Consider the following 23,700-nt stretch of genomic DNA (forward strand, 5'->3'; position numbering starts at 1 on the left):
CAACTCCGGGTCCGGGGTGTGGAACGCGGTGTGGAGAACGCGTTCTTCTGTGGAGAACCCCGATTCCGTGGGCGGCAACAGCCCTGTCCTGTGGAGAACGCCCGCCGTCCGCCGGGCACACCACAACGCCCGCCGTCCGCCGGGCACACGAGAACGCCCGCCGCACCAGGAGGTGCAGCGGGCGTGGTCGTGAGGTCAGACGGGGCTCAGCGCCACCGTGTGGTCATCAGGAAGCCGACGAACATGATGCCGAAGCCGATCAGGATGTTCCACGAGTTCAGCGACGGGACCGGCAGCGTGCCCTGGGAGATGTAGAAGACGATCACCCAGGCGAGGCCGATCAGCATGAAGCCGAACATGACCGGCTTGAACCACACGGGGTTGGGCTGATCGCCCGCCGTGTCGACCGAGTCGGCTCGGGTGGTCGTCCGGGCGGGCTTGGTGCGGTCCTTGTCCTTGGCCATGGCCGGTATCCTACCGTGAACATGTGTGCGCACGGGCTGCACAGAGCCTCTGCACGACCCCCACGAGTACGGTGAACCGACCATGACCAGGATCCTCGTCGTCGACAACTACGACAGCTTCGTCTACACGCTCAACGGCTACGTGCAGCAGCTCGGCGCGCAGACCGACGTCGTCCGGAACGACGCCTTCCCCGAGTCCGAGATCGCGGACCGGCTCGCCGAGTACGACGGCGTGCTGCTCTCACCCGGTCCGGGCACGCCCGGGGACGCCGGCGTCTCGATCGCCACGGTGCACGCGGCCATCGACGCCGACAAGCCCCTGCTCGGCGTCTGCCTCGGCCACCAGGCGATCGCCGAGGCGCTGGGCGCGACCGTGACGCACGCCGAAGAACTCATGCACGGCAAGACCTCGCAGGTCGACCACGACGACAGCACGCTCTTCGCCGGGGTCCCGCACCCGTTCACGGCGACGCGGTACCACTCGCTCGCCATCGTGGACGGGACCGTCCCCGACGAGCTCACCGTGACGGCGCGCACCGGCGGCGGCGTCATCATGGGCGTCCAGCACCAGGACGCCCGCGTCTACGGCGTGCAGTTCCACCCGGAGTCCGTCCTGACCGAGGGCGGCTACCGCATGGTCGGCAACTGGCTCGAGACCACCGGGCTCACCGGTGCCGCCGACCGCGCAGCGGGCCTCGGCCCGCTGATCGCGTCCCGACAGGCCTGACGCACCCGCTGCACCGGACTGGAGGCTCGTGACGGCGTCGCCACGAGCCTCCAGTCCGGTGGTGGGCCGGGTCCGCACGCGGGTGCAGACGGGACGGCTCAGTTGCCGCCGTCACCGCCGTCGTCGTCCCCGCCCTGGTCGCCGCCCGTGTCGTTCGTCGGTGCGGGGGGTGTGGTGGGTCGGTCGGAGGCGGCGCACCACGTGAGCGTGACGGTGCTGCCCTGGGCGATGTCGCCGGCTGGCGCGCTCTGCTGCACCACGGTGCCGCCGGTGCAGGAGTAGACCGGCTGCGACTGGACGGTGAGCCCGAGGTTCGCCAGCGTGGCGTTCGCGGTGTTGAACGGTTGCTGCAGGACGGCCGGCAGCGTCACGAGCCCGTTCGACACGGTCAGGTTCACGACGGTGCCCTTGGTGTGGTTGGTGCCGGAGGCCGGGTCAGAACCGAGGACCGTCCCCTGGGGGACGGACGTCGAGTTCTCGGACGTGATCGAGCCGACGTCGAAGCCGGCGGCCTTGAGCGACTGCTCGGCGTCGTCCTGGGCCTGGTTCGCCACGTCGGGCACCGCGACCTGCTCCGGGCCGAGGGACACGACGACACGGATGTCCTGCTGCCGTGCCACTGCCGTGCCGGAGCCCGGTTCGGTGCGGATGACCGACCCGCTGGCCACGTCGTCGGAGTTCTCGTCGACGCGCAGCGGCTTCAGGTCGCGCCGTTCGAGCGCGCTCGACGCGGAGCTCCACGTCGCGCCGACGATGTTCGGGACGCTGACCGACGACGCGATCGGGGCCTGGCCGGGCTGTAGGTTCGCCACCCAGAACCCGACCCCGGTGATGACCGCGATCGTCAGCAGGATGCCCACCCAGATCCACGCGACCGGCGGCCGGTTCTGCGTGCGCTGTGGGCGGTGCTCCTGGGTGTCGTCGAGCTCGCGGAAGGCGACCTCGGAGTTCGTGGTGGTGCGGGGGTTGACCCCGAAGAGCATCGTCGAGGCGTCGTTCGCGCGCTGCTGCTGGAGCTTCTTCGTCGACGCCGGCACCTGGCCCGCTGCGGCCTGCTCGAGGTCGCGGCGGAACTCTGCCGCGTTCTGGAAGCGCCGGGTGCGGTCCTTCACGAGGGCGTGCAGGGTCACGGCGTCGATCGCAGGCGAGACCGACGGGGTGATCGTCGACGGGGGGACGGGCTGCTCGCTGACGTGCTGGTAGGCGACCGCGACGGGCGAGTCCCCGAGGAACGGCGGGCGGGCCGTCAGCAGTTCGAACAGGACGACACCGGTGGAGTACAGGTCGGTGCGGGCGTCGACGGTCTCGCCGCGGGCCTGCTCCGGGGAGAAGTACGACGCAGTGCCGAGGATCGACGTGGTCTGCGCGACCGTGGCCGAGGTGTCGGTGATGGCGCGGGCGATGCCGAAGTCCATCACCTTGACCTGGCCGGTGGTGGTGACCATGACGTTCGCGGGCTTGATGTCCCGGTGGACGACGCCGGCGCGGTGCGAGTACTCGAGCGCGGTGAGGATGCCGCTGGTGATGCGGACGGCCTCGGCCTGCTCGACGGGGCCCTCGGCGATGACCTCGCTGAGCGGGCGGCCCTCGACGTGCTCCATGACGATGAAGGGGACCTGGACCTCGGCACCGGAGTTCTCGGTCACGGTCTCTTCGCCGGCGTCGTACACGCGGACGATCGTCGGGTGCGCCATGCGCGCGGCTGCCTGGGCTTCCTGGCGGAACCGCGTGCGGAAGGCCGGGTCGTTGGCGAGGCTCGGCTTGAGGAGCTTGACGGCCACGCGACGGCCGAGGCGTGTGTCCTGCCCGACGTGCACCGTGGCCATGCCGCCACGGCCGATCACGTCGCCGATCTCGTAGCGGTTGGCGAGGAGGGTGATCCCCGCGGTCACACCTTCAGGCACGTACTCCTCCGAATGTCCGTCCGGGCAAGTGTACGACAGGGGTCCCTGACGAGAGGCTGGCCGGGGGGCCGTCCGGGCAACCGTTACCCGAACGGTGTGGACGGCCCCGCGGGCAGGATCAGTTCGGGTCCTGCGGGGCGTCGGTGGAGCTGGCGGACGGCGACGGTGACGGGGTCTCGGTCTCCGCCGGCGCCTCCCACGTGGCGGTGGCGGCGTCCGAGTTCTCCGACGCCGTGAGGTTGCCGCAGGTCACGTTGTAGACGAACGAGACGTTCTGCCCGGCCGCGTCAGCCTGCACGTCGACGGCCTTCGACGTGGTGGTGCCGGACGTCGCACCGGAGCTGTCCTTGCCCCCGGTGACGCTCCACGAGTACTCCTTGACCGTGTACCCGGTGGGGCAGGTGGCGTCGGTCCAGGTGAAGGTGACGGCACCGTCGGTCGACACCGGACCGGCGCTCGGGGTGTTCGGCTTGTTCACCGTGGGCGGCGCGGTGTAGCTGCGCAGCGTGATGAGCGTGCCCTCAGCGACGCTCCCGGTCGGCGTGATCGACTGCACGGTGTTGGCCTGGTCGGCACTCGGCGCGGCGTCGCCGTCCTCGACGGTGACCTCGAAGCCGAGGTTCCGCAGCGCGGCCTGGGCCTCGGTGGTGCTGCGTCCGACGTAGTCGCTCTGGTTGACGAACAGCCGCTCCTGCGTGGGGGAGGACGACGGCGTCGGGCTCGGCTTCGGCGGCGCACTGCTCGAGGACGCGACCGGCTTGGGCTCGTCCTGGTTGGCGAAGGCGAACGCGGCGATGACGGCTCCCGCGAGCAGCAGCACGCCGATGGCCACGACCCACCAGATCCATGCCCGACGCTTCTTCGGGGCCTCGTCCTCGTCCGCGAGCGGCGAGACCGGGGTCCGCGGGACACCGCCGACGGTGCTGCCGGCCTGCGTGCCGATGAGCGCCGTCGCTGCGTCGTTGCCCTGAGGCGGGTTGAACGCGACGGTGCCGGCGCCGCCGAGAGCGGGGACCGCGACGGTCGCTGCGGCGACGTCTCCACGACGGAGCGCCTGGGCCGCACGGGCCAGGTTGGCAGCAGTCGCCGGACGGTCGGCTGGCTTCTTCGCGATGCAGGAGATCACGAGGGCGGCGACCGGCTCGGGGACGTCCCCGGGGAGCGCGGGCGGCTGCTCGTTGATGTGCGCCATCGCGATCGCGACCTGCGACTCGCCCGTGAAGGGTCGGCGACCCGCCAGGCACTCGTACGCGACGATGCCGAGCGAGTAGATGTCGGTCGACGGGGACGCCGGGTGTCCGCTCGCCTGTTCCGGCGAGAGGTACTGGACCGTGCCCATCACCTGGCCGGTCGCGGTGAGCGGGACCTGGTCGGCGATGCGGGCGATGCCGAAGTCGGTGATCTTGACGCGGCCGTCCGGCGTGATCAGCAGGTTGCCCGGCTTGATGTCGCGGTGGACGAGGCCGACGGCGTGTGCGGCCTGCAGGGCGTTGGCGGTCTGCGCGACGATGTCGAGGACCTTGTCGACGGGCAGGGTGTGCTCGCGCTCGATCATCGTCGAGAGGGCCTCGCCCGGGACGAGCTCCATCACGAGGTAGGCGCTGCCGTCCTCCTCGCCGTAGTCGAAGACGTTGGCGATGCCCTCGTGGTTCACGAGCGCAGCGTGCCGGGCCTCGGCGCGGAACCGCTCGAGGAACCCGGGGTCGCCGAGGTACTCGTCCTTGAGGATCTTGAGGGCGACGGTCCGTCCGATGACGAGGTCGGTCGCCTGCCAGACCTCTCCCATGCCGCCGATGGCGACTCGGGACGAGAGTTGGTACCGCCCACCGAAGGTGAGTCCGCTGGTGGGTCTCATTTGTTCAGCACCGCCTCCATGACGTTCTTCGCGATCGGGGCCGCGACCGTGTTGCCGACGCCGGACTGTCCGAGCCCGCCGCCGTTCCCGACGACGACCGCCACGGCGACCTCCGGGTCCTTCGCGGGCGCGAACCCGGTGAACCACAGCGTGTAGGGGTCACCCGTTCCGCCCTCGGCCGTTCCGGTCTTGCCGGCGACGTCGACCCCGTCGATCTTCGCATTGGTTCCGGTCCCCGCCTTCACGACGCTCTGCATCGCCTCGGTCAGGTCGGACGCCTCGGAGTTCGACAGCGGGCTGCTGTACTGCTTCGGCGAGAACGACTGCACGGTCTTCAGGTCGCTCGTCGTGATCGAGTCGACGAGCGACGGCTGCATGACCGTGCCGCCGTTCGCGATGCCGGCGGAGACCATCGCCATCTGCAGCGGGGAGACGCGGACGCTGGCCTGGCCGAACGAGCTCAGCATGAGCTGGGCCGTCGAGTCCACGGCGGGGTACTGGCTGGCGGTCGCACGCATCGGGACGTCGATCGCGTCGCCGAAGCCGTACTTGTCCGCCATCGCCTTGATCGTGTCGTAGCCGAGCTTCTGACCGAGCTCCGCGAACGGGATGTTGCACGAGTTCTGGATGGCGACGCGGAGCTTCACGGTGTCGCCACCGCCGCACGAGCCGCCCTCGGCGTTGTTGATGTAGCTGCTCGTGCCCGGCAGCTGCAGGCGCGACGGGTTCGGGAACTCGGAGTCGAGGTCGTACTTGCCGCCCTGGAGCGCCGCGGACGCGACGATGAGCTTGAAGACCGATCCGGGCGTGTACAGGTCGCCGCCGATGGCGCGGTTCTGCAGCGGCGTCGGCGTCTGCGCCAGCAGGGCGTCGTACTGCGCCTTCACGGCCTTGGTGTCGTGGGACGTCAGCGAGTTCGGGTCGTACTCGGGCTTCGACACCATCGCCAGGATCTTGCCGGTCTTGGGCTGGATCGCCACCACGGCGCCGCTGTTCGCGCCGAGGGAGTCGTACGCGGCGCGCTGCACGTCGGGGTCGATGGTCAGGTTGACGTTGTCGCCCTGGACGTCCTGCCCGGTGAGGATCGAGTTGAGGTTCTGGAAGAACGAGTCGTCCGAGTTGCCGGACAGCACGGTGTTCTCGGCACCCTCGATGCCGGTGTTGCCCTGGCCGATCGTGAAGTACCCCGTCACGGCCGAGTAGAGCGCGCCGTCGGAGTACTTCCGCTGGTACCGGTACTGGTCGTCCACGGCCGTCGACTCGGCGATCGGGGTGCCGTTGACCAGGATCGCGCCGCGCTTGTTCGAGTAGCTGTCGAGGATCGTGCGGGAGTTCCGCGAGTCGGCTCGGAGCGAGTCGGCCGCGAAGAACTGGATCGAGGTCGTCGACACGAAGAGCGCGACGAACATGAGCACGACGATCGTCGAGACGCCGCGGAGCTGCCGGTTCATCGACGCGCCTTCCTGCTGCGCCCGCGAGCGGACCCGCCGAGCGCGTCGCCGCGGTCGGAGAGCACGCGCTGTTCCGCGGGGATGGAGTCGGTCAGCCGCAGCAGCATCGCCGCGATGATCCAGTTGGCGACCAGGGACGAACCACCGGCGGCCATGAAGGGCGTCGTCAGGCCCGTCACCGGGATGATCCGGGTGATGCCACCGACGACGACGAAGACCTGCAGGGCGATCGTGAACCCGAACCCGATGCCGAGGAGCTTGCCGAAGTCGTCCTGCGCCATGAAGCCGACGCGGATGCCGCGCGACGCGAGCACGATGAACAGGGCGAGGATCGCGAAGACACCGATCAGCCCGAGCTCCTCGCCGAGCGACGCGATGATGTAGTCCGCGTTGGCGACGGGCGTGATGTAGGGGCGTCCCTGGCCGAGACCGGTGCCCGTGATGCCGCCGTTCGCGAAGCCGAAGAGGCCCTGGACCAGCTGGTAGCTCGCCTGCGTCGACGCGTTGTAGATCGTCGGGTCGAACGGGTTCAGCCACTGCTCGAACCGGCCGTGCACGTACTCGAGGACGTTCGCGGCGACGAGCGCACCGCCGATGAACAGCACGAGGCCGATGACGACCCAGCCGAGGCGTCCCGTGGCGACGTAGATCATCACCAGGAACAGGCCGAAGTAGAGCAGGGCGGTGCCGAGGTCGCGCTGGAACACCAGCACGCCCATCGCGACGCCCCAGACGATCAGGATCGGGCCGAGGTCACGGGCTCGCGGGAACGTCATCCCCAGGAACTTCTTGCCGACGATGGACAGGCTGTCCCTGGCGGTGACGAGGTAGCCGGCGAAGAACAACGCCATCGTGATCTTCGCGAGCTCGCCCGGCTGGAACGTGAACGGGCCGAGGTGGATCCAGACGCGTGCTCCGCCGCGTGCGTAGCCGAGCCCCGGGAGGATCGGCATGAGCAGCAGCGCCACCGTCAGGAACATGAAGATGTACCGGTAGCGCTGCAGGAAGCGGTGGTTCCGGACGAGGACCAGGGTGACGATCGCCAGGACCATCGCGAGGAGCGTCCACACGATCTGCTTGACGCCGATCGCCGCCCACCCGAGGTCGCCGTTGTGGACGTCGATGCGGTAGATCTCCGCGATCCCGATGCCGTTGAGCACCAGGGCGACGGGCAGGATGAAGGGGTCGGCGTTCTTCGCGACGATCCGCAGCACCACGTGCATGACGAGTGCCAGGCCGAGGATCGACCCGCCGGCCCACAGCACCGAGGTGTCGAACAGCCGGCCCTTGGTGCCGAGCTGCACGAGCACCATCGCGCCGGCACAGATGCCGCAGGCGATGACGAGCAGCGCCAGCTCGAGGTTGCGGGCGCGGGCGGGCTCACGGAGCTTGATCGTGATCGCCTGCGTGAAGGACTGCTGCGCGGTGGCGGTCATCGTCCACCCCGCGTGGCGCTCGGGGACGGCGAGGGCGACGTCGAGCGCGTCGGGCTCGGACTCGGGGACGACGAGCCGCCGGAGCCGCCCGTGCCGGACTGGTCCTGCCCGGTCCGTGCAGCGGTGCGCAGGCGGTCGACGATGTCACGGGCGTCGGAGAGCGACTGCGCGTTGATCGTCGAGCGGACGTTCTCGCGGGTGTACTCCGGCAGGTCGGAGACCTCGACACCGGAGTCCTCGTAGACGTCGGACAGCGCGAGCGGACCGATCTGCTGCTGCACGCCCTTGTAGATCGCGACCTGGCCGCGGTCGGACCCGACGTAGTAGTGGTCCTGCACGATGCGCCAGCCGAGGAACACGGCCCCGACGAGGGCGGCGACGGCGAGCACGAGCGCGATCGTCCAGGTGATCCGGCGACGCACACGGCGGCGGCGGTCCTCGGCGATGAGCTCGGCGAAGTACTGGTCGCTCTCGGGCTCGAAGTGCGAGTCCTCGGGGGCGGTGGTGACCTTGAGCGGGTGCAGCAGGATCGTGGGGAGACGGATCGGCTTGCGGCCGGTCGAGGCCTCGAAGGTGAGGGGTGCCGCTGCCGACCCCACGGTGGTGGCAGCGTCGTCGTCGTCCTCGGTCGGGACCGTGTCGGTGACGTCCATCACGACGACGGTCACGTTGTCCGGAGCGCCGTGGTCGAGCGTCTCCTTGACGAGGCGCTGCGTGACCTGGTTGGCGTCCATGTTCGACGCCAGCGCGTGCCGGATGCGTTCCTCGGCGAGGTAGGAGGACAGTCCGTCCGAGCAGAGCAACCAGCGGTCGCCGGGTCGGATGTCCATGATCGCGGTGTCGACCTCCGGTGCGGCGTCGACGTCGCCGAGCACGCGCATCAGCACGGAGCGCCGCGGGTGGACCGCCGCCTCTTCCGGGGTGATGCGCCCGCTGTCGACGAGCCGTTGCACGAAGGTGTGGTCCGAGGTGATCTGCTGCAGCTCGCCGTCACGGTGGCGGTAGATCCGGGAGTCGCCGATGTGGGCGATCGCGAGCTGGTCGCCCACGCGGATCATGGCGCTCACCGTGGTGCCCATGCCGGTGAGCTCCTGGTGCTCGAACACGGTCTCGGTGATGAGCTGGTTCGCGGCGATCAGCGCCGACTGCAGGGCGAACTCGGCGTCGTGCGCGGAGGGGAACTCGCGGTCGACCTCACGGATGCGACGGATCGCGATCGCCGAGGCGACGTCGCCGCCGGCGTGACCGCCCATGCCGTCCGCCACGGCGAACAGGTGCGCTCCCGCGTAGCCGGAGTCCTGGTTGTTGGCGCGGATGCGCCCGACGTGGGACACAGCGGCGCTCAGCGTGCGAGCGGTCATCCGGGGCTACCGCCGCAGCTCGAACGTGGTCGTCCCGATGGTGATCGGCGTGCGCTCGGCCACGGTGACGGGAGAGGTCACCTTCTGCCCGTTGACGAACGTGCCGTTCGTGGACTCCAGGTCGATGACGACCCAGCCGGACGACTGCAGTTCGAGCCGTGCGTGGTTGGTGGAGGTGTAGTCGTCACGGATGACGACGTTGCTCTCGCTGGAGCGGCCGACCGTGATCGGGCCGCGGCCGAGCGGCATCTCCATGCCTTCACGGGCGCCTTCGGTGATGACCAGTCGGGTCGCGACGTCCGTGGCGGCCGGCCCGCTGCCTCCCGCTCGGTTCTGGTCGATCAGCTCCGTGAACGAGCCGGCCCCGCCGGCCGCGGCAGCGCCGCTCGCTGGGATGGTCGGCGTCGTCGGGCCCGAGGGGGCGCCCTTCGGGTCCGTGGGGATGGTCCGGACGCGCTGGCCGAAGAGGTCGCTGCGCAGGGCGAACACGATGACGAAGACGAACAGCCAGAGCACCGCGAGGAACGCGAAACGCAGGACGAGCAGGGTCAGTCCTGTGGTCATCGCGCACCTCCGTTCTCAGGGATCACCCGGAACACCATACGGGTACGACCGATCTCGATGGTGGAGTCCGGCTCCACGATCGCCTGCTGGAACCGTTCGCCGTTCAGCTTGGAGCCGTTCGTGGACCCGAGGTCGTTGGCCTGCGCGTGCTTGCCGTCCCACACGACCTCGACGTGCTTCCGGCTGGTCCCGGTGTCCGCGACGGTGATGTCGGCGTCGGTGCCGCGGCCGATCACGGTGCGACCGCGCTGCAGCTTGTGCCGCTGCGACCCGATGTCGAGGACGGCCACCCAGGCGACGTCGCGCTGCACGGTGGTGGCGTCGATCTGCAGGATGCCGGTGGACAGCGTGCCGTCCTGCTGCAGACGGATGGTGACCGGGCCGGAGAACGAGTAGTTCTGCGCCACCGCGTGCTGCTGCACCATCTGCGTGAGTTCGTCGACCAGGGGACGGCCGACGTCGTTCATGCGCGTGAAGTCCGGCGGCGCGAGGCGCACGCTGAACTCGTTCGGCACCAGGATGCGGTCGCGCGACACGACGGCGGCCTTGGTGTCGAGTTCGCGTCGGAGCGCGCTGGAGATCTCCACCGGCTGCACGCCGGAGCGGAAGGTCTTCGCGAACGCACCGTTGACGGCGCGTTCCAGTCCCCGCTCGAAGCTGTCCAGCAGTCCCATGGGCTCCCACGTTCTCGGTCGATGACCTCTGCATGGTAGTCGGCGTCAGCTGGGGCATTCTGTGCGTGGTAGTCTTCCATGGCTGGCGCGAGTGGCGGAATTGGTAGACGCGCACGGTTCAGGTCCGTGTGCTGGAAACGGCGTGGGGGTTCAAGTCCCCCCTCGCGCACCAGGCAAGACGAAGGCCCCGATCGAGAGATCGGGGCCTTCTCGCATTCCCGGGCACCGACCCGACCGCCGCGGCCTACGGTGGCCGCATGAGCCCTCAGCGCGTGGTCGTCATCGGCGGCACCGGACACATCGGCACCTTCCTCGTCCCGCGGCTGGTCCGCGCCGGACACGACGTCGTGAACGTCAGTCGGGGGACGCGATCGGCCTACGTCGACGCCCCGGAGTGGGAGCAGGTCGAACAGGTCGTCGCCGACCGCGAGCAGGAGGACCGCGACGGCACCTTCGGCGAGCGGGTCGTCGGACTGCGTCCCGACGTGGTCGTCGACCTGGTCTGCTTCACGCTCGAGTCCGCCGTCGCGCTGGTCGAGCGGCTGCGCGGCACCGGCGTGCACCTGGTCCACTGCGGCTCCATCTGGCGTGCGGGGCCGAGCTCGGTGGTGCCGATCACCGAGGAGAACGGCACGGCCCCCGTCGGCGAGTACGGCGTCGAGAAGGACCGCATCGCCCGGATGCTCAAGCAGGAAACTGCCGATGGTGGTGTCGTGACGACGTCGCTGCACCCTGGGCACATCAGCGGACCGGGCTGGATGCCGATCGGTCCGGTGGGCAACCTCGACCCCGGCGTGCTGCGCACGCTGTCCGCCGGCGAGTCGCTCGCGATCCCGGGGATCGGCGCGGAGACGATGGCGCACGTGCACGCCGACGACGTCGCCCAGGCCTTCCAGCTCGCGGTCGAGCACCGGGACGCCGCCGCCGGTGAGGACTTCACCGTCGTCGCCCCGGACGCCCTGAACGTCCGTGGGTACGCGTCGCTCGCGGCGTCGTGGTTCGGCCAGGAGGCCCGGCTCGAGTCCGTCCCGTTCGACCGGTTCCGTGAGACCACCGACCAGGACGCGGCGCAGGCGAGCTGGGACCACCTGTCCCGCAGCCAGGTCTTCAGCATCGACAAGGCGCGGCGCCTGCTCGGCTACGAGCCGCAGCACACCGCGGGGGAGACCGTCGAGGAGGCGGTCCGCTGGCTCGTCGAGCACGGGGAGCTCGAGGTCGCCGCGCCGCTCGTGACCGCCTGAGGTCCGCTGGGGCGCTGCCCGCACCTGGACGGATCCCGGGCATGGGCTGCGCGTCGGCACGGAGGACCCTCAGCGATCGGGCTGTTCCGGACGGTCGGTTCCCGGCGCGTGTTCGTACGCTCTGGTGCTCATGCGGAGCAGCGAACGTCCCGGACCCGGCCTGGTGATCGTCACGGTGTTGGTCGTCCTCACCGTGGTCAACCTGAGCGTCTCGGCGACCTGGTGGGTCCGGTCCGGAGAGCCGGTGGCCGCCCGCGTCCCCACGACGCAGTCGTCGCCGCGGGACCCGGTGGCCTCGCGGCCGTCCCCGCGGTCGTCTGCCCCGTCGTCTCCCCGGTCGGGCACCGGCTCCGCGCAGGACAGGGCCACGACCGGCATCCCGGCGGCCGAGGCACCGTCGGGGACGCCCGCACCGGCCTCGGAGGACCTCGCGCGCACCTGGACGGCGCCCACTGACATGCCGACGACCGGGCTGCTGCTGCACGTGGACATCCCCGGAGTCCGGTCGCACTTCCCCGCCCGACGGGCTCTGCTCTACCTGCCGCCCGCCGCGCTCACCGCCGACCCGCCGGACCTGCCCGTGGCCGTGCTGCTCTCGGGGCAGTCGCGCGGAGCAGGTCCCACGGACGTGGAGGACGGCGGGCACATCGCCGCGACGGCGGACGCCCTCGCCTTGACCCATCGTGGCCTGGCACCGATCGTCGTCGTCCCCGACCAGCTCGGGCCGGACTCCGGCAACCCGCTGTGCGTCGACGGACCGCTCGGCAACAGCCGGACGTACCTGGAGGACGACGTCCCCGCGTGGGTCACCGCCCACCTGCAGGTGCAGTCCGGGCCGTCGGCGTGGACGATCGGTGGCTTCTCGCAGGGTGGCACCTGTGCGATCCAGATCGGCGCGGGGGATCCCGGACGGTTCGGCAACCTCATCGACGTGTCCGGTGAGGCTGCACCGAGCCGGGGAACCGTCGCGACGACGGTGGCCGAGGGGTTCGACGGGGACGTCGCCGCCTACCGCGCGGCCGTGCCGGCTGCGGTCCTCGCCGAGCACACGCCGTACCGGTCGTCCGACGCCTTCTTCGCCGTCGGCCAGGACGATCGCGTCTTCGGCCCGGTCATGCCCGTGATGGCGCGCGCCGCGCAGGCTGCCGGTATGCACGTGGACTCGTGGGTGGTCCCGGGGGGCGGACACAACTGGACGACGGCCGCGGCCGGCCTCGCTGCCGGGCTCTCCTGGGAGACGGCGCGGATCGGGCTCGCACCGGCGTGACCGGGGCCGGACGGGTCAGGCGACCGGGCTGAGCAGGTCGTCGACCGAGACCTCGACGTCGAGGATCCGGTTCGCCGCTCGGAGTCCGGACAGCAGGGCACCGTGCACCGTCGCGGGGTCGTCCGACCACGTGGCCTCGCCGGCGAGCTGCACCCGTCCGGAGGGCGTGGCGAGCCGGTCGTGGTCGTCGACCGTCGCACCGACGTGCAGGTACGAGTACGACCCGCGCGTGTAGGGGTCGGCCGCCCACCGGGTGATCCGGACGGCGTCGGGGGTCGGCACGTCGGGGCCGTACATGTGCCGGAGCGCAGCGAGGCCCTCGGCCACGACCTCGTCGTCGGACAGGCGTTCGAGCCGCCTGGCGCTGTCGCCGCCGACGAGGGCCGCGAGCACGGGCTCACCCGTCGCGCGGGACATGTCGTACCAGGAGTGCCAGTCGGACCCCGCTGCACCCTGCTGCCGGATCACCCACGAGTCCCAGAACTTGACGGGGAAGCGCAGGAAGACCTTGTCGTACACGCCCATCCCGAGCCGCTCGACGGCATCGGCGGCCGGGGCCTCGAGGGGCGGGTCGAACCGGACGTCGCCGGCCTGCAGGACGCCGAGCGGCACGGTCACGACCACGTGCTGGGCGCTGGAGACCGAGCCGTCCGCGGTGGTCACCCGGACCTCGTCGTCGCGCTGCTCGACGAGGGTCACGACGGCCTCGGTGCGGATGTCGAGGCCGTCGGACAACGCGGTGACGTACTGCTGGTACCCGCTGGGGAACACCACCTGGTCCCCGGGCAGGTGGTCGGGGTCGAGCCCGTGGGCGTCGATCTCCGCAGGGGGTGCGCCGGTGAAGTCCTCGGACCGGTGCGCGAGGTACTCCTCGACGCGGAGGGCACGGCCGTCACCCCAGCCCAGGTCGGCGACGACGCCGGCGACCACGTCGGCGTAGGTGGTACCGGCGGGGGCGGCGTCCACCGCTGCCGGCAGGAGGTCCTCGACGGTGTGCAGGTCGGCCAGGAAGGCCCCGGCGGGGACCTCGGTCAGTCGTGCGCCGGCGGGGTCGTGCCACGCGATGGGGCGGCCCTCGAACTGGAAGCTCCCGACGGAGAACTCGACGGTCTCGATGTCGAGGGACTTCGCCATCGACCAGAGCGGGTTGCCGTCGACACCGAGGATCCACGACGCACCGAGGTCGACCGGCACCCCGAGGGCGTCATCCGTCCAGGTGCGGCCGCCGATCCGGTCGCGGGCCTCGAGCACGACGACGTCGACGCCGTTCAGCGCCAGGGCACGGGCAGTGGCGATGCCGGCGATCCCGGCCCCCACGACGATGACGTCCACGCGGACCAGTCTGCACCGGTCGGCCGTCACACGGCAGTGAGCAGTGCCTCGTCCCGGTCGGCGCGGACGTCGTCGCGGAGCATGCGGTCCGCCGTGCGGAGCGAGAGCGCCATGATCGTCAGCGCCGGGTTCGCGATGAGGGAGCTCGGGAAGACCGAGTTGTCCACGATCCACAGGTTCGGCACGTCCCACGACCGACCGGCGGCGTCCACGACGGAGCTCGCGGCGTCGGTGCCCATCCGCGCCGTGCCGACGGTGTGCGCCGTGCGGTCGAGGACGCGGACGTCGCGGCCGCCGGCGGCCTCGACGATCGCCGTCATCGTGCGGACGGCGTGCCGGGTGATCGCGGCCTCGTTCTCGCCGGGCGAGAAGCTGACGCGGGCCTTCGGCACCCCGTTCGCGTCGAGTTCGTCGGAGAGCACGAGCCGGTTGTCGTCGTACCGCAGGCACTCGGCGTTGATGCCGACGCCGGCCATGTACGGGTAGTCCTGGATCGCCCGGACGAGGGCAGCGCCGCGGAGTCCGCCACCCCGCACGAGCGACGTCGTCAGCGTCTGCGGCTGGGCACCGAGGCTCTGGATGAGGTAGCCACCGGCGAAGTCGGCGCCCTCGGGACGGATGAAGTCCTCGGTGATGATCGACGACGGGTAACCGCGGTAGGACCGCATCGACTCGTCGAACTTCGCCCAGACCTGGGTGGCGCCGTGCGCGGTGAAGTTCCGCCCGACCTGGCCGCTGCTGTTCGCGAGGCCGGTGTGGAGCAGCAGGCGCGGCGTCTCGATCCCGCCGGCAGCGAGGACGAGGGCACGGCACCGCTGGCGGTGGTCGCGGCCGTCCTGGCGGTAGACGACGGCCTCGACCTCGCCGCGGGCATCGAGCTCGATGCCGTGCACGAACGCACCGGGTCGGATCTCGGCACCGAAGGCCACGGCCGCTGGCAGGTAGGTCGTGTCCATCGAGACCTTCGCACCGTTGCGGCAGCCCTGGTGGCAGGACCCGCACGACACGCACGCCTGACGCAGTCCGTGGTGCTCCTGCATCCGGTCCTCGGTCGTGAGCCCGACGGGGGCGTCCGTCGCGGTGATCCCGACCTCGGCGGCCCCGCGGATCATCATGTCCGAGGAGGCGTTCCGCGCCGGCGGTCCCATCAGGTACCGCCGCTCGGGGTCCCACGGGTAGTGCGCGGGACCGGCGACGCCGACGTCGTGTTCGGCCTGCTCGATGTACCGGACCAGGTCGGCGTGCTCGATCGGCCAGTCCTCGCCCTCGCCCGAGTCGGTGCGCAGGTGGATGTCGTGCTCGTTGGGCCGCGGGGTGAACGCACCCCAGTGCAGCGTCGACCCGCCGACACCGGTGCCGCTGTTGTTCGGGCCGAACGCCGTGGGTGCGCCGCCCCCGCTGATGCGCTCGTCCATCCAGTTGATGTCCGCGGGCGCCTCGACCTCGTCCGGGGTGTGGTCGCCGGGCTCGGTGTTCGGGCCGGCCTCGAGCGCGACGACACGGAGGCCCTTGCGGGCCAGGGTCGCGAGCAGCGGAGCGCCGCCGGCCCCGGTGCCGACGACCACCACGTCGACGATGTCGTCCTCGTCGTACCGGCGCTGGTTGGTCAGGTTCATCGTGTGGCTCCCGCCGGTTCCCATGCTTCGCGCTGCCCGGCTCCGAGGAGCAGGAAGCCCTGTTTGCGGACGCCGTCGCCACCGTTGGCGAAGCCGTCGTAGTCGATGTCGGCCATCGTGGCCGGGTGCGTGACCCAGTGCTTCGCCAGGTCGACCGCGGCGTCCTCGGCCCAGGCACGGAGCTGCTCGGCGTCGAAGGGGCCTGCGGCCGGGGTGTGCTCGCCGGCGGTGACGGCGTCGAGCACCGTGGCGAGGTGCTCGTCCGACCGGGCGGCCTCGGGCGCGAGGGCGTCGAGTCCGGCGCGGTAGGCCTCGACGTCCACCGGCAGGCCGTCCGGACGCCAGCCGTCACCGAGTCCGGCCGCGAGCTGGGCGTCGACGCGGAGCGCGAGGTCGATCGAGTGCTCGCCGGGCTGCGGGACGACGACGCGGGCGAGCGCCCGGAGCGTCTCGAGCTGCGCCCTCGACAGGGCCTTCGGTGCTGCGCCCGGGTCGTCGGCCAGGGACCGGACGGCGAGGATGCCGCGGGTCCGGGCGCTGACCCGGGGCGAGGCGAGGACGCGGACGCTGCTCGCCGGGACGACGGGGCCAGGAGCGACACGGCGTTCCCAGAAGGCGCGGATGCGGTCGGCGACCTCGTCCGGGCGTTCCCACGGCAGCAGGTGCGCGGCCCCGGGGACGACGTCGAACTCGCCGGCGGTCCAGTGCGGGAGGTTCAGCTCGCGCTGGGCGTCCGGGCCGAGGTCGCCGTCGCCGACACCCGCCAGGATCAGTGCCGGCACCGGGTTCGGCGGGAACTGCGTGGACCAGTCCTCGCGGCTGCCGCGGACGAGCCAGTCGGTCCAGGCTCGGGGGTCGGCGCGCTGGACGTCGTGCACGGCCATGGCGTGCGGTTCCGGGGGCAGCCGGGAGTCGGTGTTCGCCTCGACGAAGGTGTCGGCCTCGTCCGGGCCGATCTCGCCGTGGGCGGCCCAAGCCAACATGGTCGCGCGGCGGTCGTCGTCCATGGGCTCGGGGGAGAGCGGGGACGCGGCCAGCAGCACCACGGCACGCAGCCCGAACAGGCCGTTCGCGCCGTTGACCGTCCGTGACGCCACGACCGAGGCGACCTTGCCGCCCATGGAGTGCCCGATGAGCACCCACTCGGTGGCTCCGCTGCGACCGACCGCCCGCTCGACGAGCTCGGCCATCTCCTCGACCGTCGTGCCGGTGACGGCGGAGCTCCGGCCGAAGCCGGGCAGGTCGATGCCGATCAGGTCCAGGGTGCCGGCGAGACGGGCGCGGAGCGTCGCGAACTCCTCGGAACTCGACCCGAGGGCGTGGAGGCAGAACGCGGTGGCCGTCATGTCTGTAGTCCTACGGGTCACGCCGCCGCGGTTCACAGCACGCTGTACCCCGTTGACGCGTGTTTGTTACGACCGCGCGAAGATCTCCCGCGACGCAGGCTCAGCCACGGGTCCCGGCGATAGGTTCCAGACATGAGTGCAGAGCTGACGCTCGGCGCCGAGGAAGAGCTGCACCTCATCGACCTCGAGTCCGGCCGACTTTCCGCGAAGGCCCCGCGCCTTCTGCCCAAGCTGCCATCGGACCGCTTCGGCGCCGAACTGCAGCGCACGACCATCGAGACGAACACCCCCGTGGTGACGACGCTCGACGACCTGCGGCGGGTGATCGTCGACCTGCGGAGCGAGCTCTCCGCGGCCATCGCCTCGGCGGGTGTCACCATCGCCGCCGTCGGCACCGCGCCCAGGTCCGAGTACGCCGACTTCGAACTGACCTCGGGTGGCCGCTACGGCCGCATGCAGGAGCAGTACCGGATGCTCGTCGACGAACAGCTCATCTGCGGCCTGCAGGTGCACGTCGGGGTGAGCGACCGCGACCTGGCGGTGGAGATCGCCCAGCGCGTGGCCCCGGTGCTCCCGGTGCTGCTGGCGCTCAGCGCGTCGAGTCCCTTCTGGAACGGGCAGGACACCGGGTACGCGTCCTTCCGGAGCATCATCTGGCAGCGCTGGCCGTCCGCCGGCAGCTTCGGTCGGGTCGAGAACGCGGCGGAGTACGACCGCGTGCTCGACGACCTCATCGCCTCGGGTGTGATCGCCGACAAGAAGATGGCGTACTTCGACGTGCGGCCGTCCTCGCACGCCCCGACGCTGGAGCTCCGGGTCTGCGACGCCACGCCCGTGGTCGACGACGCGGTCCTCATCGCCGGGCTGTTCCGCGCCGCGGTCCGGCGGGCCGAGAAGGCGATCGAGTCCGGCGCCGAGTGGCACCCCCGGAGCGAACCGCTGCACCGCGCGGCGATGTGGCAGGCGGCCCGCAGCGGTCTCAGCGGCGAACTGCTCGGCCTCGGCCAGCACCCGGAACGGCTGCCCGCCGAGGTCGCCGTCCGGCAGCTCGTCTCGCGGCTGCGTCCGGAGCTCGAGGAGCTCGGCGACTGGGGCACGGTGAGCGGCCTGCTCGAGGACACCCTGGCGCGCGGCAACTCGACCGACCGCCAGCGCACCGCGTACGCCGAGCGCGGGGAGCTCGACGACGTCGTGACCCAGGTCGTCGAGGACACCGCCGGCACGCCGTCCGGCCGCGACGAGCACCCGATCATCGCGATCCCGTCGTACCGGGTCCGTGCCGGTGACGAAGCCGTCGGTCCCGGTGCCCGTCCACGTCCGGCCTTCCGCGACCTCGCCGCGTTCTTCCGCGGCTGGGACGCCGACACGACGATCGAGCACTGCACCGCCCGCGACGTCTGGACCCGCGAGCACGAGATCGGCTTCGTCGTCGATGGCGGGGTGCAGCAGTTCGGGTGCGACCTCGTCCCGCGCACGGTCAGCGCGTACGAGTGGGCGCAGCTGGAGCAGGGCCTCGGGCAGCGGGCCCGGGCGATCGAGCTGTTCCTCCGCGACGCCTACGGCCCGCGGCGGATCGTGGCCGACGGCGCGATGGACGAGCACGACGTCGTCGGGAAGAACGGCTGGGACCCGGACGCCGAGCGCCTCCCGCAGCACGCCGTCCGCGCCCCGGTGATGGGCTTCGACCTGGTCCGCAACGAGTTCGGCGGCTGGCGGGTGCTCGAGGACAACGTCCGTTCACCCTCCGGTGTCGCGTACGGCCTGGCGCTCCGCGAGCTGATGGACGACGTCGTGCCCGACGCGCCGCGTCCCGACCGGCTGCGTGACCCCTCCGGCGTCCCGGCGCTCCTCCGCGAGACCCTGCGGCGGAACGCCGCCGCCGTCACCGGCAACCAGGACCCGGTGCTGGCGCTGGTGACCGACGGCCCCGGTGCCGGCGCCTGGTACGAGCACCGCCGGCTGTCCGACGGGGCCGGGATGCGCCTCCTGACCGAGTCGGACCTCACCGTCCGGGACGGTCACGTCGTCGAGGCGGCGACCGGCGACGTGCTGGACGCGCTCTACCTGCGGGTCGACCGCGACGTGCGCGCACTGGCGAGCGGACACGTGCCGGACCTCGGCGCACAGGTCCTCGACGCCGCTGCCGCCGGGCACGTCTACCTGGCGAACGCCCCCGGCAACGCCCTCGTCGACGACAAGGCCATGTACGTCAACGTGCCGGACCTGATCTGGTACTACCTCGAGGAGAAGCCGTTGCTCGAGTCGGTGCCGACCTACCGCACCAGCATCGAGGGCGAGCGGCTGTCCGTGCTCGACCGCGTCGGGGAGCTCGTGACGAAGCCCGTCGACGGCGAGGGCGGACGCGGGGTCCTCATCGGCCCGAGCGCGAGCGCTCCCGAGGTCGCCGAACGCCGCCGGGAGATCGCGGCGGACCCGGCCGGTTGGGTCGGACAAGAGGTGGTGCAGCTCTCCTCGCACCCGACCATCGGTCCCGCCGGGCTCGACCCGCGGCACGTCGACCTGCGCGCGTTCGTCTACGTCACCGGCACCGGTCCGGACGACACCCACCTGGCCGACGTCGCACTCACCCGCGTCGCACCCGAGGGCAGCATGGTCGTGAACTCCTCGCGGGGCGGCGGCGCGAAGGACACCTGGATCATCGGGACGACAGGGGAACGCTGATGTGCGGGCTCGCGGGCGAGATCCGGTTCGACGGCACCTCCCCGGACGTCGGGGCGGTCGCACGGATGACGGGGTGCCTGGCGCACCGCGGTCCGGACGGCGACGGACTCTGGGCGCGTGGTCCGGTCGCGCTCGGGCACCGTCGGCTGTCGATCGTGGACCTGTCGACGGCCGGTGCGCAGCCGATGGTCGTGCCACGCCTCGGCCTGACGATCGCCTACAACGGCATGGTCTACAACTACCGGCAGCTCCGCGACGAGCTGCACGGCAAGGGCCACACCTTCTTCTCGACGTCCGACACCGAGGTGATCGTCACCGCGTACGCCGAGTGGGGCACCGCGTTCGTCGAGCACATGATCGGGATGTTCGCCATCGCGATCTGGGAGCACGGCAGCGGTCGACTCGTCCTGGCGCGCGACCGGCTCGGGATCAAGCCGCTCTACGTCGCCGCGGTCCCCGGTGGCCTGCGGTTCGCCAGCTCGTTGCCCGCGATCCTCGCAGGTGACCGCAACGACGACGGCACCACCGGCGCGCACGCCGTCGACACCTCCGTCGACCCGGTCGCCCTGGCGTCCTACATGACCTTCCACTCGATCGTCCCGGCACCGCGCACGATCCTGTCCGGCGTCGGCAAGCTGCCACCCGCCACCGTCCGGGTGGTCGAGCCCGACGGCACCAGCACGGACACCACCTACTGGGAGCCGCGGTTCGAGCGCGACCCGGCGAGGGCGGACTGGTCCGACGCGGACTGGCAGCAGGCCTTCATCGACTCGCTCCGCACCGCCGTCGAGCGCCGCATGGTCGCCGACGTGCCGGTCGGGGTGCTGCTCTCCGGCGGCATCGACTCGTCCCTCGTGGTCGCGCTGCTCGCCGAGGCCGGCCAGCGGGACCTCGCCACGTTCAGCATCGGCTTCGAGTCGGCGGGCGGGGAGTCCGGCGACGAGTTCGAGTACTCCGACGAGGTCGCGCGGCACTTCGGCACCGACCACCACCGCATCCGGATCCCGTCCGACCGCCTGCTCGACGGCATCGACGGGTCGATCGCCGCGATGAGCGAGCCGATGGTCAGCCACGACTGCGTCGCGTTCTGGCTGCTGTCGCAGGAGGTCTCGCAGCACGTCAAGGTCGTGCAGTCCGGCCAGGGCGCCGACGAGGTCCTGGGCGGCTACAGCTGGTACCCGCCGCTCGCCGACGTCCCGCGCGACCAGGCCGCCGAGGCGTACCGGTCCGTCTTCATGGACCGCCGGTGGGCGTCCCTGCAGGGCCTGCTCGGGGAGCGTTGGCGGAGCGACGACGACACCCCGTCGGCCTTCGTCGACCGCGAGTTCGCCCGCCCGGGCGCCGAGACGAGTGTCGACGCAGCGCTCCGCAGCGACACCACGATCATGCTCGTGGACGACCCGGTGAAGCGGGTCGACAACATGACCATGGCGTGGGGCCTCGAGGCCCGCGTGCCGTTCCTGGACCACGAGTTCGTCGAGCTCGCCGGCGCGGTCCCGCCGGCCCTGAAGCTCGCCGACGGCGGCAAGGGCGTCATGAAGCGCGCGGCGCGTGGCATCGTCCCCGACGCCGTCATCGACCGCACCAAGGGGTACTTCCCGGTGCCGGCGATCCGGCAGCTCGAGGGTCCGTACCTGGAACGGGTCCGCCAGGCCCTGCACGCCCCGGAGGCACGGGAACGCGGCCTCTTCGACCCGGGTACGGTCGAGCGGATGCTCCAGGACCCGAACACGACGAGGACCGAGATCGGCGCGAACGCGCTGTGGCAGCTCGGCCTGATCGAGATGTGGCTGCAGCACCAGGGGGTGCGGTGAGCGAGATCCGGCCAGGAGGCTCGACCCACGTCGCGTCCGCACCGCGCGTCGGGTCCGTGGCCGGTCCCGGCGCCGTGGCCGGCTCCGCCGCTGACCTCGGCGAGCGGCTCGCCGCCGCCTGGGGCTCGTGGGGACCCACCATGACGCGGAACGCCCGCCGGGTGGCGTTCGTGAGCGACCGGCACGGCAGCCCCGAGGTCTTCGTGCAGGACGTCGTCGTCGACGGACCCCTGCCCGAACCGACCCGGATCACGCTGAGCGATGACCCCGTCATCCGCGTCTCGTGGTCGTCCGACGGCGAGTGGCTCGCCGTGGCCATCGCGACCGACGGCGGCGTGAAGCAGCAGGTCTGGGTGGTCCGACCCGACGGCACCGACCCCGCGCAGATCGCCGGGTCCCGGTACCAGCACGCCGAACTCGGGCCGTGGAGCCGCAGCGGCCACCGGGTCGTCATCACGCTGCCCTCGACCGAGGCCGACCAGCCAGCCCGCGCGTACCTCGTCGACCCCGTGTCCGGTGACCGCGACGACCTGGCCCTCGGGGAGCTCATCCACGTGCTCGACCTGTCCGTCGAGGAGCGCCTCGTGGTGTTGCGCGACGGGCAGCGCGGCCACGAGTTCGTCGTCGTCGTGGACCGGCTCACCGACGAGGACCACCCGCTCCTCACCGACCCGCCGTCGGGCTCGGCCGAGATCGCGTTCATGCGACCCTCGCCCGCGAGCGAGACCAGCCCGCTCGTCGCCTACGTCGCCACCGAGGCCGGCGCACCCCGACGCCAGCTCGTCGCCCAGCCCGTCGGCCCGCACGGGTGGCGCGGACGCCCGCGGAGCATCGTCGCCCGGCCCGACGCCGAGCTCGAGTTCCTCGACGCCGACGACGCCGGCCGCACCGTGCTGCTCGGCTGGAACGTCGACGGGCGCAGCGAGCTCGAGCTCATCAACACGCACGACGCCTCGCGCACCCCGGTGCCCGACCTGCCCGGCGAGGTCGTCACCGACCCCGTGCTCAGCCGCGACGGCCGGAGCGTCCTGCTCGCGGTCGAGGGGCCGACCCACCCGCGGGAGCTCTGGCGCCTCGACACGAACGCCCTCACCTGGAGCCGCGTCACCGACGTGCCCGACCTGCCCGCCGTCGCACTCGTCGAGCCGACGCTGGAGCGCGTGCGGGCACGGGACGGACTCGAGCTGACCGGGTGGCTGTACCGGGCGGTGGAGCCGGCCGTGTCGTCGACCGGGACCGGCGTCGGGACGGGTGTCGAGCCTCCCGTCCGCGCTGCGATGATCCACCTGCACGGCGGACCGGAGTCGCAGGAGCGACCGACCTTCTCCGCGCAGCACCAGGCGCTCGCCGCGGCGGGCATCACGGTGTTCGCCCCGAACATCCGCGGCTCGTCCGGGTCCGGGCACGAGTTCGTGCACGCGGACGACCTCGGGTTGCGGTGGAACGCGCTCGCGGACGTCGTCGACTGCGCGCGGTGGCTCGTGACGAACGAGCTGGCCGACCGGTCGCGCGTGGCGGTCGAGGGCCGGTCCTACGGCGGCTACGCCACGCTCGCGTCGCTGGCCTTCACGCCCGACGTGTTCGCGGCCGGGGTCGCGGTGTGCGGCATGAGCGACTTCGCGACGTTCTACCGGGACACCGAGCCCTGGATCGCGGCAGCGGCGGCGACGAAGTACGGCCACCCCGTGGACGACGCCGCGCTGCTCGACGCCCTGTCGCCGATGCGCGCGATCGACGAGGTGACCGCGCCGCTGCTCGTCGTGCACGGCGAACTCGACACGAACGTGCCGATCGGTGAGGCGCACCAGGTCGTCGCCGCGCTGCGGGAGCGGTCGCACGACGTCGCCTACCTGGAGCTCGAGGGCGAGGGGCACGAGTACCGCCGCCGGTCGTCGCAGGCGCTCCTCGTGCGCCGCATGGTCGAGTTCCTGGCGTCGCGCCTGGCCTGACCGGGTGCGGCGGGACA

17 protein-coding genes and 1 tRNA gene are annotated in these 23,700 nt (G+C 71.6%); 7 read left to right on the forward strand and 11 right to left on the reverse strand.

The features are described 5' to 3' along the window. Positions 1-206 precede the first annotated feature (206 nt). A complete protein-coding gene (locus ITJ68_RS01575) occupies positions 207-464 on the reverse strand; it encodes a cell division protein CrgA (protein ID WP_194659599.1) in 258 nt (85 codons plus the stop codon). A gap of 82 nt (positions 465-546) precedes the next feature. Between ITJ68_RS01575 and ITJ68_RS01580 the strand changes: the two genes are divergently transcribed. Then, positions 547-1,191, forward strand: coding sequence for an anthranilate synthase component II (locus ITJ68_RS01580; RefSeq protein WP_071278539.1), 645 nt, complete (start codon positions 547-549; stop codon positions 1,189-1,191). Positions 1,192-1,289: 98 nt separating this feature from the next. Here the strand turns inward: ITJ68_RS01580 and pknB are convergent, their stop codons facing one another. From pknB to ITJ68_RS01615, 7 genes are all read right to left on the reverse strand, one after another. Next, positions 1,290-3,095 (reverse strand): Stk1 family PASTA domain-containing Ser/Thr kinase, encoded by a 1,806-nt coding sequence (pknB, locus tag ITJ68_RS01585; RefSeq protein WP_323743180.1) that lies wholly within the window; start codon positions 3,093-3,095, stop codon positions 1,290-1,292. 118 nt (positions 3,096-3,213) lie between these two features. Then, a complete protein-coding gene (locus ITJ68_RS01590) occupies positions 3,214-4,950 on the reverse strand; it encodes a protein kinase domain-containing protein (RefSeq protein ID WP_194659600.1) in 1,737 nt (578 codons plus the stop codon). After that, on the reverse strand, positions 4,947-6,401 hold the full coding sequence (locus ITJ68_RS01595; RefSeq protein WP_194659601.1) for a peptidoglycan D,D-transpeptidase FtsI family protein: 1,455 nt from the start codon (positions 6,399-6,401) through the stop codon (positions 4,947-4,949). Before ITJ68_RS01595 ends, ITJ68_RS01590 begins: the two co-directional genes overlap by 4 nt. Continuing rightward, entirely contained in the window at positions 6,398-7,837 is a 1,440-nt protein-coding gene (locus ITJ68_RS01600; RefSeq protein ID WP_194659602.1) for an FtsW/RodA/SpoVE family cell cycle protein, read from the reverse strand. The genes ITJ68_RS01595 and ITJ68_RS01600 overlap by 4 nt, the downstream gene beginning before the upstream one ends. Next, positions 7,834-9,198 (reverse strand): Stp1/IreP family PP2C-type Ser/Thr phosphatase, encoded by a 1,365-nt coding sequence (locus tag ITJ68_RS01605; RefSeq protein ID WP_194659603.1) that lies wholly within the window; start codon positions 9,196-9,198, stop codon positions 7,834-7,836. The genes ITJ68_RS01600 and ITJ68_RS01605 overlap by 4 nt, the downstream gene beginning before the upstream one ends. 6 nt (positions 9,199-9,204) lie before the next feature. Continuing rightward, complete coding sequence (locus tag ITJ68_RS01610; RefSeq protein WP_194659604.1) at positions 9,205-9,762, reverse strand: FHA domain-containing protein; 558 nt, start codon at positions 9,760-9,762, stop codon at positions 9,205-9,207. Next, the gene (locus ITJ68_RS01615) at positions 9,759-10,436 is read right to left on the reverse strand and encodes an FhaA domain-containing protein (protein WP_194626801.1); all 678 of its coding nucleotides are present in this window, start codon (positions 10,434-10,436) and stop codon (positions 9,759-9,761) included. The genes ITJ68_RS01610 and ITJ68_RS01615 overlap by 4 nt, the downstream gene beginning before the upstream one ends. A gap of 85 nt (positions 10,437-10,521) precedes the next feature. Here ITJ68_RS01615 and ITJ68_RS01620 point away from each other — a divergent pair. From ITJ68_RS01620 to ITJ68_RS01630, 3 genes are all read left to right on the forward strand, one after another. Then, positions 10,522-10,608, forward strand: a tRNA-Leu gene (locus ITJ68_RS01620). Positions 10,609-10,693: 85 nt separating this feature from the next. Then, a complete protein-coding gene (locus ITJ68_RS01625) occupies positions 10,694-11,677 on the forward strand; it encodes an NAD-dependent epimerase/dehydratase family protein (RefSeq protein WP_194659605.1) in 984 nt (327 codons plus the stop codon). A gap of 130 nt (positions 11,678-11,807) precedes the next feature. Beyond that, on the forward strand, positions 11,808-12,944 hold the full coding sequence (locus tag ITJ68_RS01630; protein WP_194659606.1) for an alpha/beta hydrolase: 1,137 nt from the start codon (positions 11,808-11,810) through the stop codon (positions 12,942-12,944). Between the two features lie 15 nt (positions 12,945-12,959). Here the strand turns inward: ITJ68_RS01630 and ITJ68_RS01635 are convergent, their stop codons facing one another. The 3 genes from ITJ68_RS01635 to ITJ68_RS01645 are packed head-to-tail and all read right to left on the reverse strand — an operon-like array spanning position 12,960 to position 17,238. Continuing rightward, positions 12,960-14,306, reverse strand: a complete 1,347-nt coding sequence (locus tag ITJ68_RS01635; RefSeq protein WP_323743181.1) for an NAD(P)/FAD-dependent oxidoreductase — start codon at positions 14,304-14,306, stop codon at positions 12,960-12,962. After that, a complete protein-coding gene (locus tag ITJ68_RS01640) occupies positions 14,303-15,892 on the reverse strand; it encodes a GMC family oxidoreductase (RefSeq protein WP_194659607.1) in 1,590 nt (529 codons plus the stop codon). The genes ITJ68_RS01635 and ITJ68_RS01640 overlap by 4 nt, the downstream gene beginning before the upstream one ends. Then, complete coding sequence (locus ITJ68_RS01645) at positions 15,889-17,238, reverse strand: alpha/beta fold hydrolase (RefSeq protein ID WP_194659608.1); 1,350 nt, start codon at positions 17,236-17,238, stop codon at positions 15,889-15,891. Before ITJ68_RS01645 ends, ITJ68_RS01640 begins: the two co-directional genes overlap by 4 nt. A 132-nt stretch (positions 17,239-17,370) precedes the next feature. Here ITJ68_RS01645 and ITJ68_RS01650 point away from each other — a divergent pair, with 132 nt between their 5' ends. The 3 genes from ITJ68_RS01650 to ITJ68_RS19445 are packed head-to-tail and all read left to right on the forward strand — an operon-like array spanning position 17,371 to position 23,683. Next, on the forward strand, positions 17,371-19,920 hold the full coding sequence (locus ITJ68_RS01650) for a carboxylate--amine ligase/circularly permuted type 2 ATP-grasp protein (protein ID WP_194659609.1): 2,550 nt from the start codon (positions 17,371-17,373) through the stop codon (positions 19,918-19,920). Beyond that, complete coding sequence (locus ITJ68_RS01655; RefSeq protein ID WP_194659610.1) at positions 19,920-21,734, forward strand: N-acetylglutaminylglutamine amidotransferase; 1,815 nt, start codon at positions 19,920-19,922, stop codon at positions 21,732-21,734. Before ITJ68_RS01650 ends, ITJ68_RS01655 begins: the two co-directional genes overlap by 1 nt. After that, the gene (locus ITJ68_RS19445; protein WP_323743182.1) at positions 21,731-23,683 is read left to right on the forward strand and encodes a S9 family peptidase; all 1,953 of its coding nucleotides are present in this window, start codon (positions 21,731-21,733) and stop codon (positions 23,681-23,683) included. Before ITJ68_RS01655 ends, ITJ68_RS19445 begins: the two co-directional genes overlap by 4 nt. Positions 23,684-23,700: the final 17 nt, after the last annotated feature.

This window comes from Curtobacterium sp. VKM Ac-1395 (assembly GCF_015350975.1).
Classification (GTDB): domain Bacteria; phylum Actinomycetota; class Actinomycetes; order Actinomycetales; family Microbacteriaceae; genus Curtobacterium.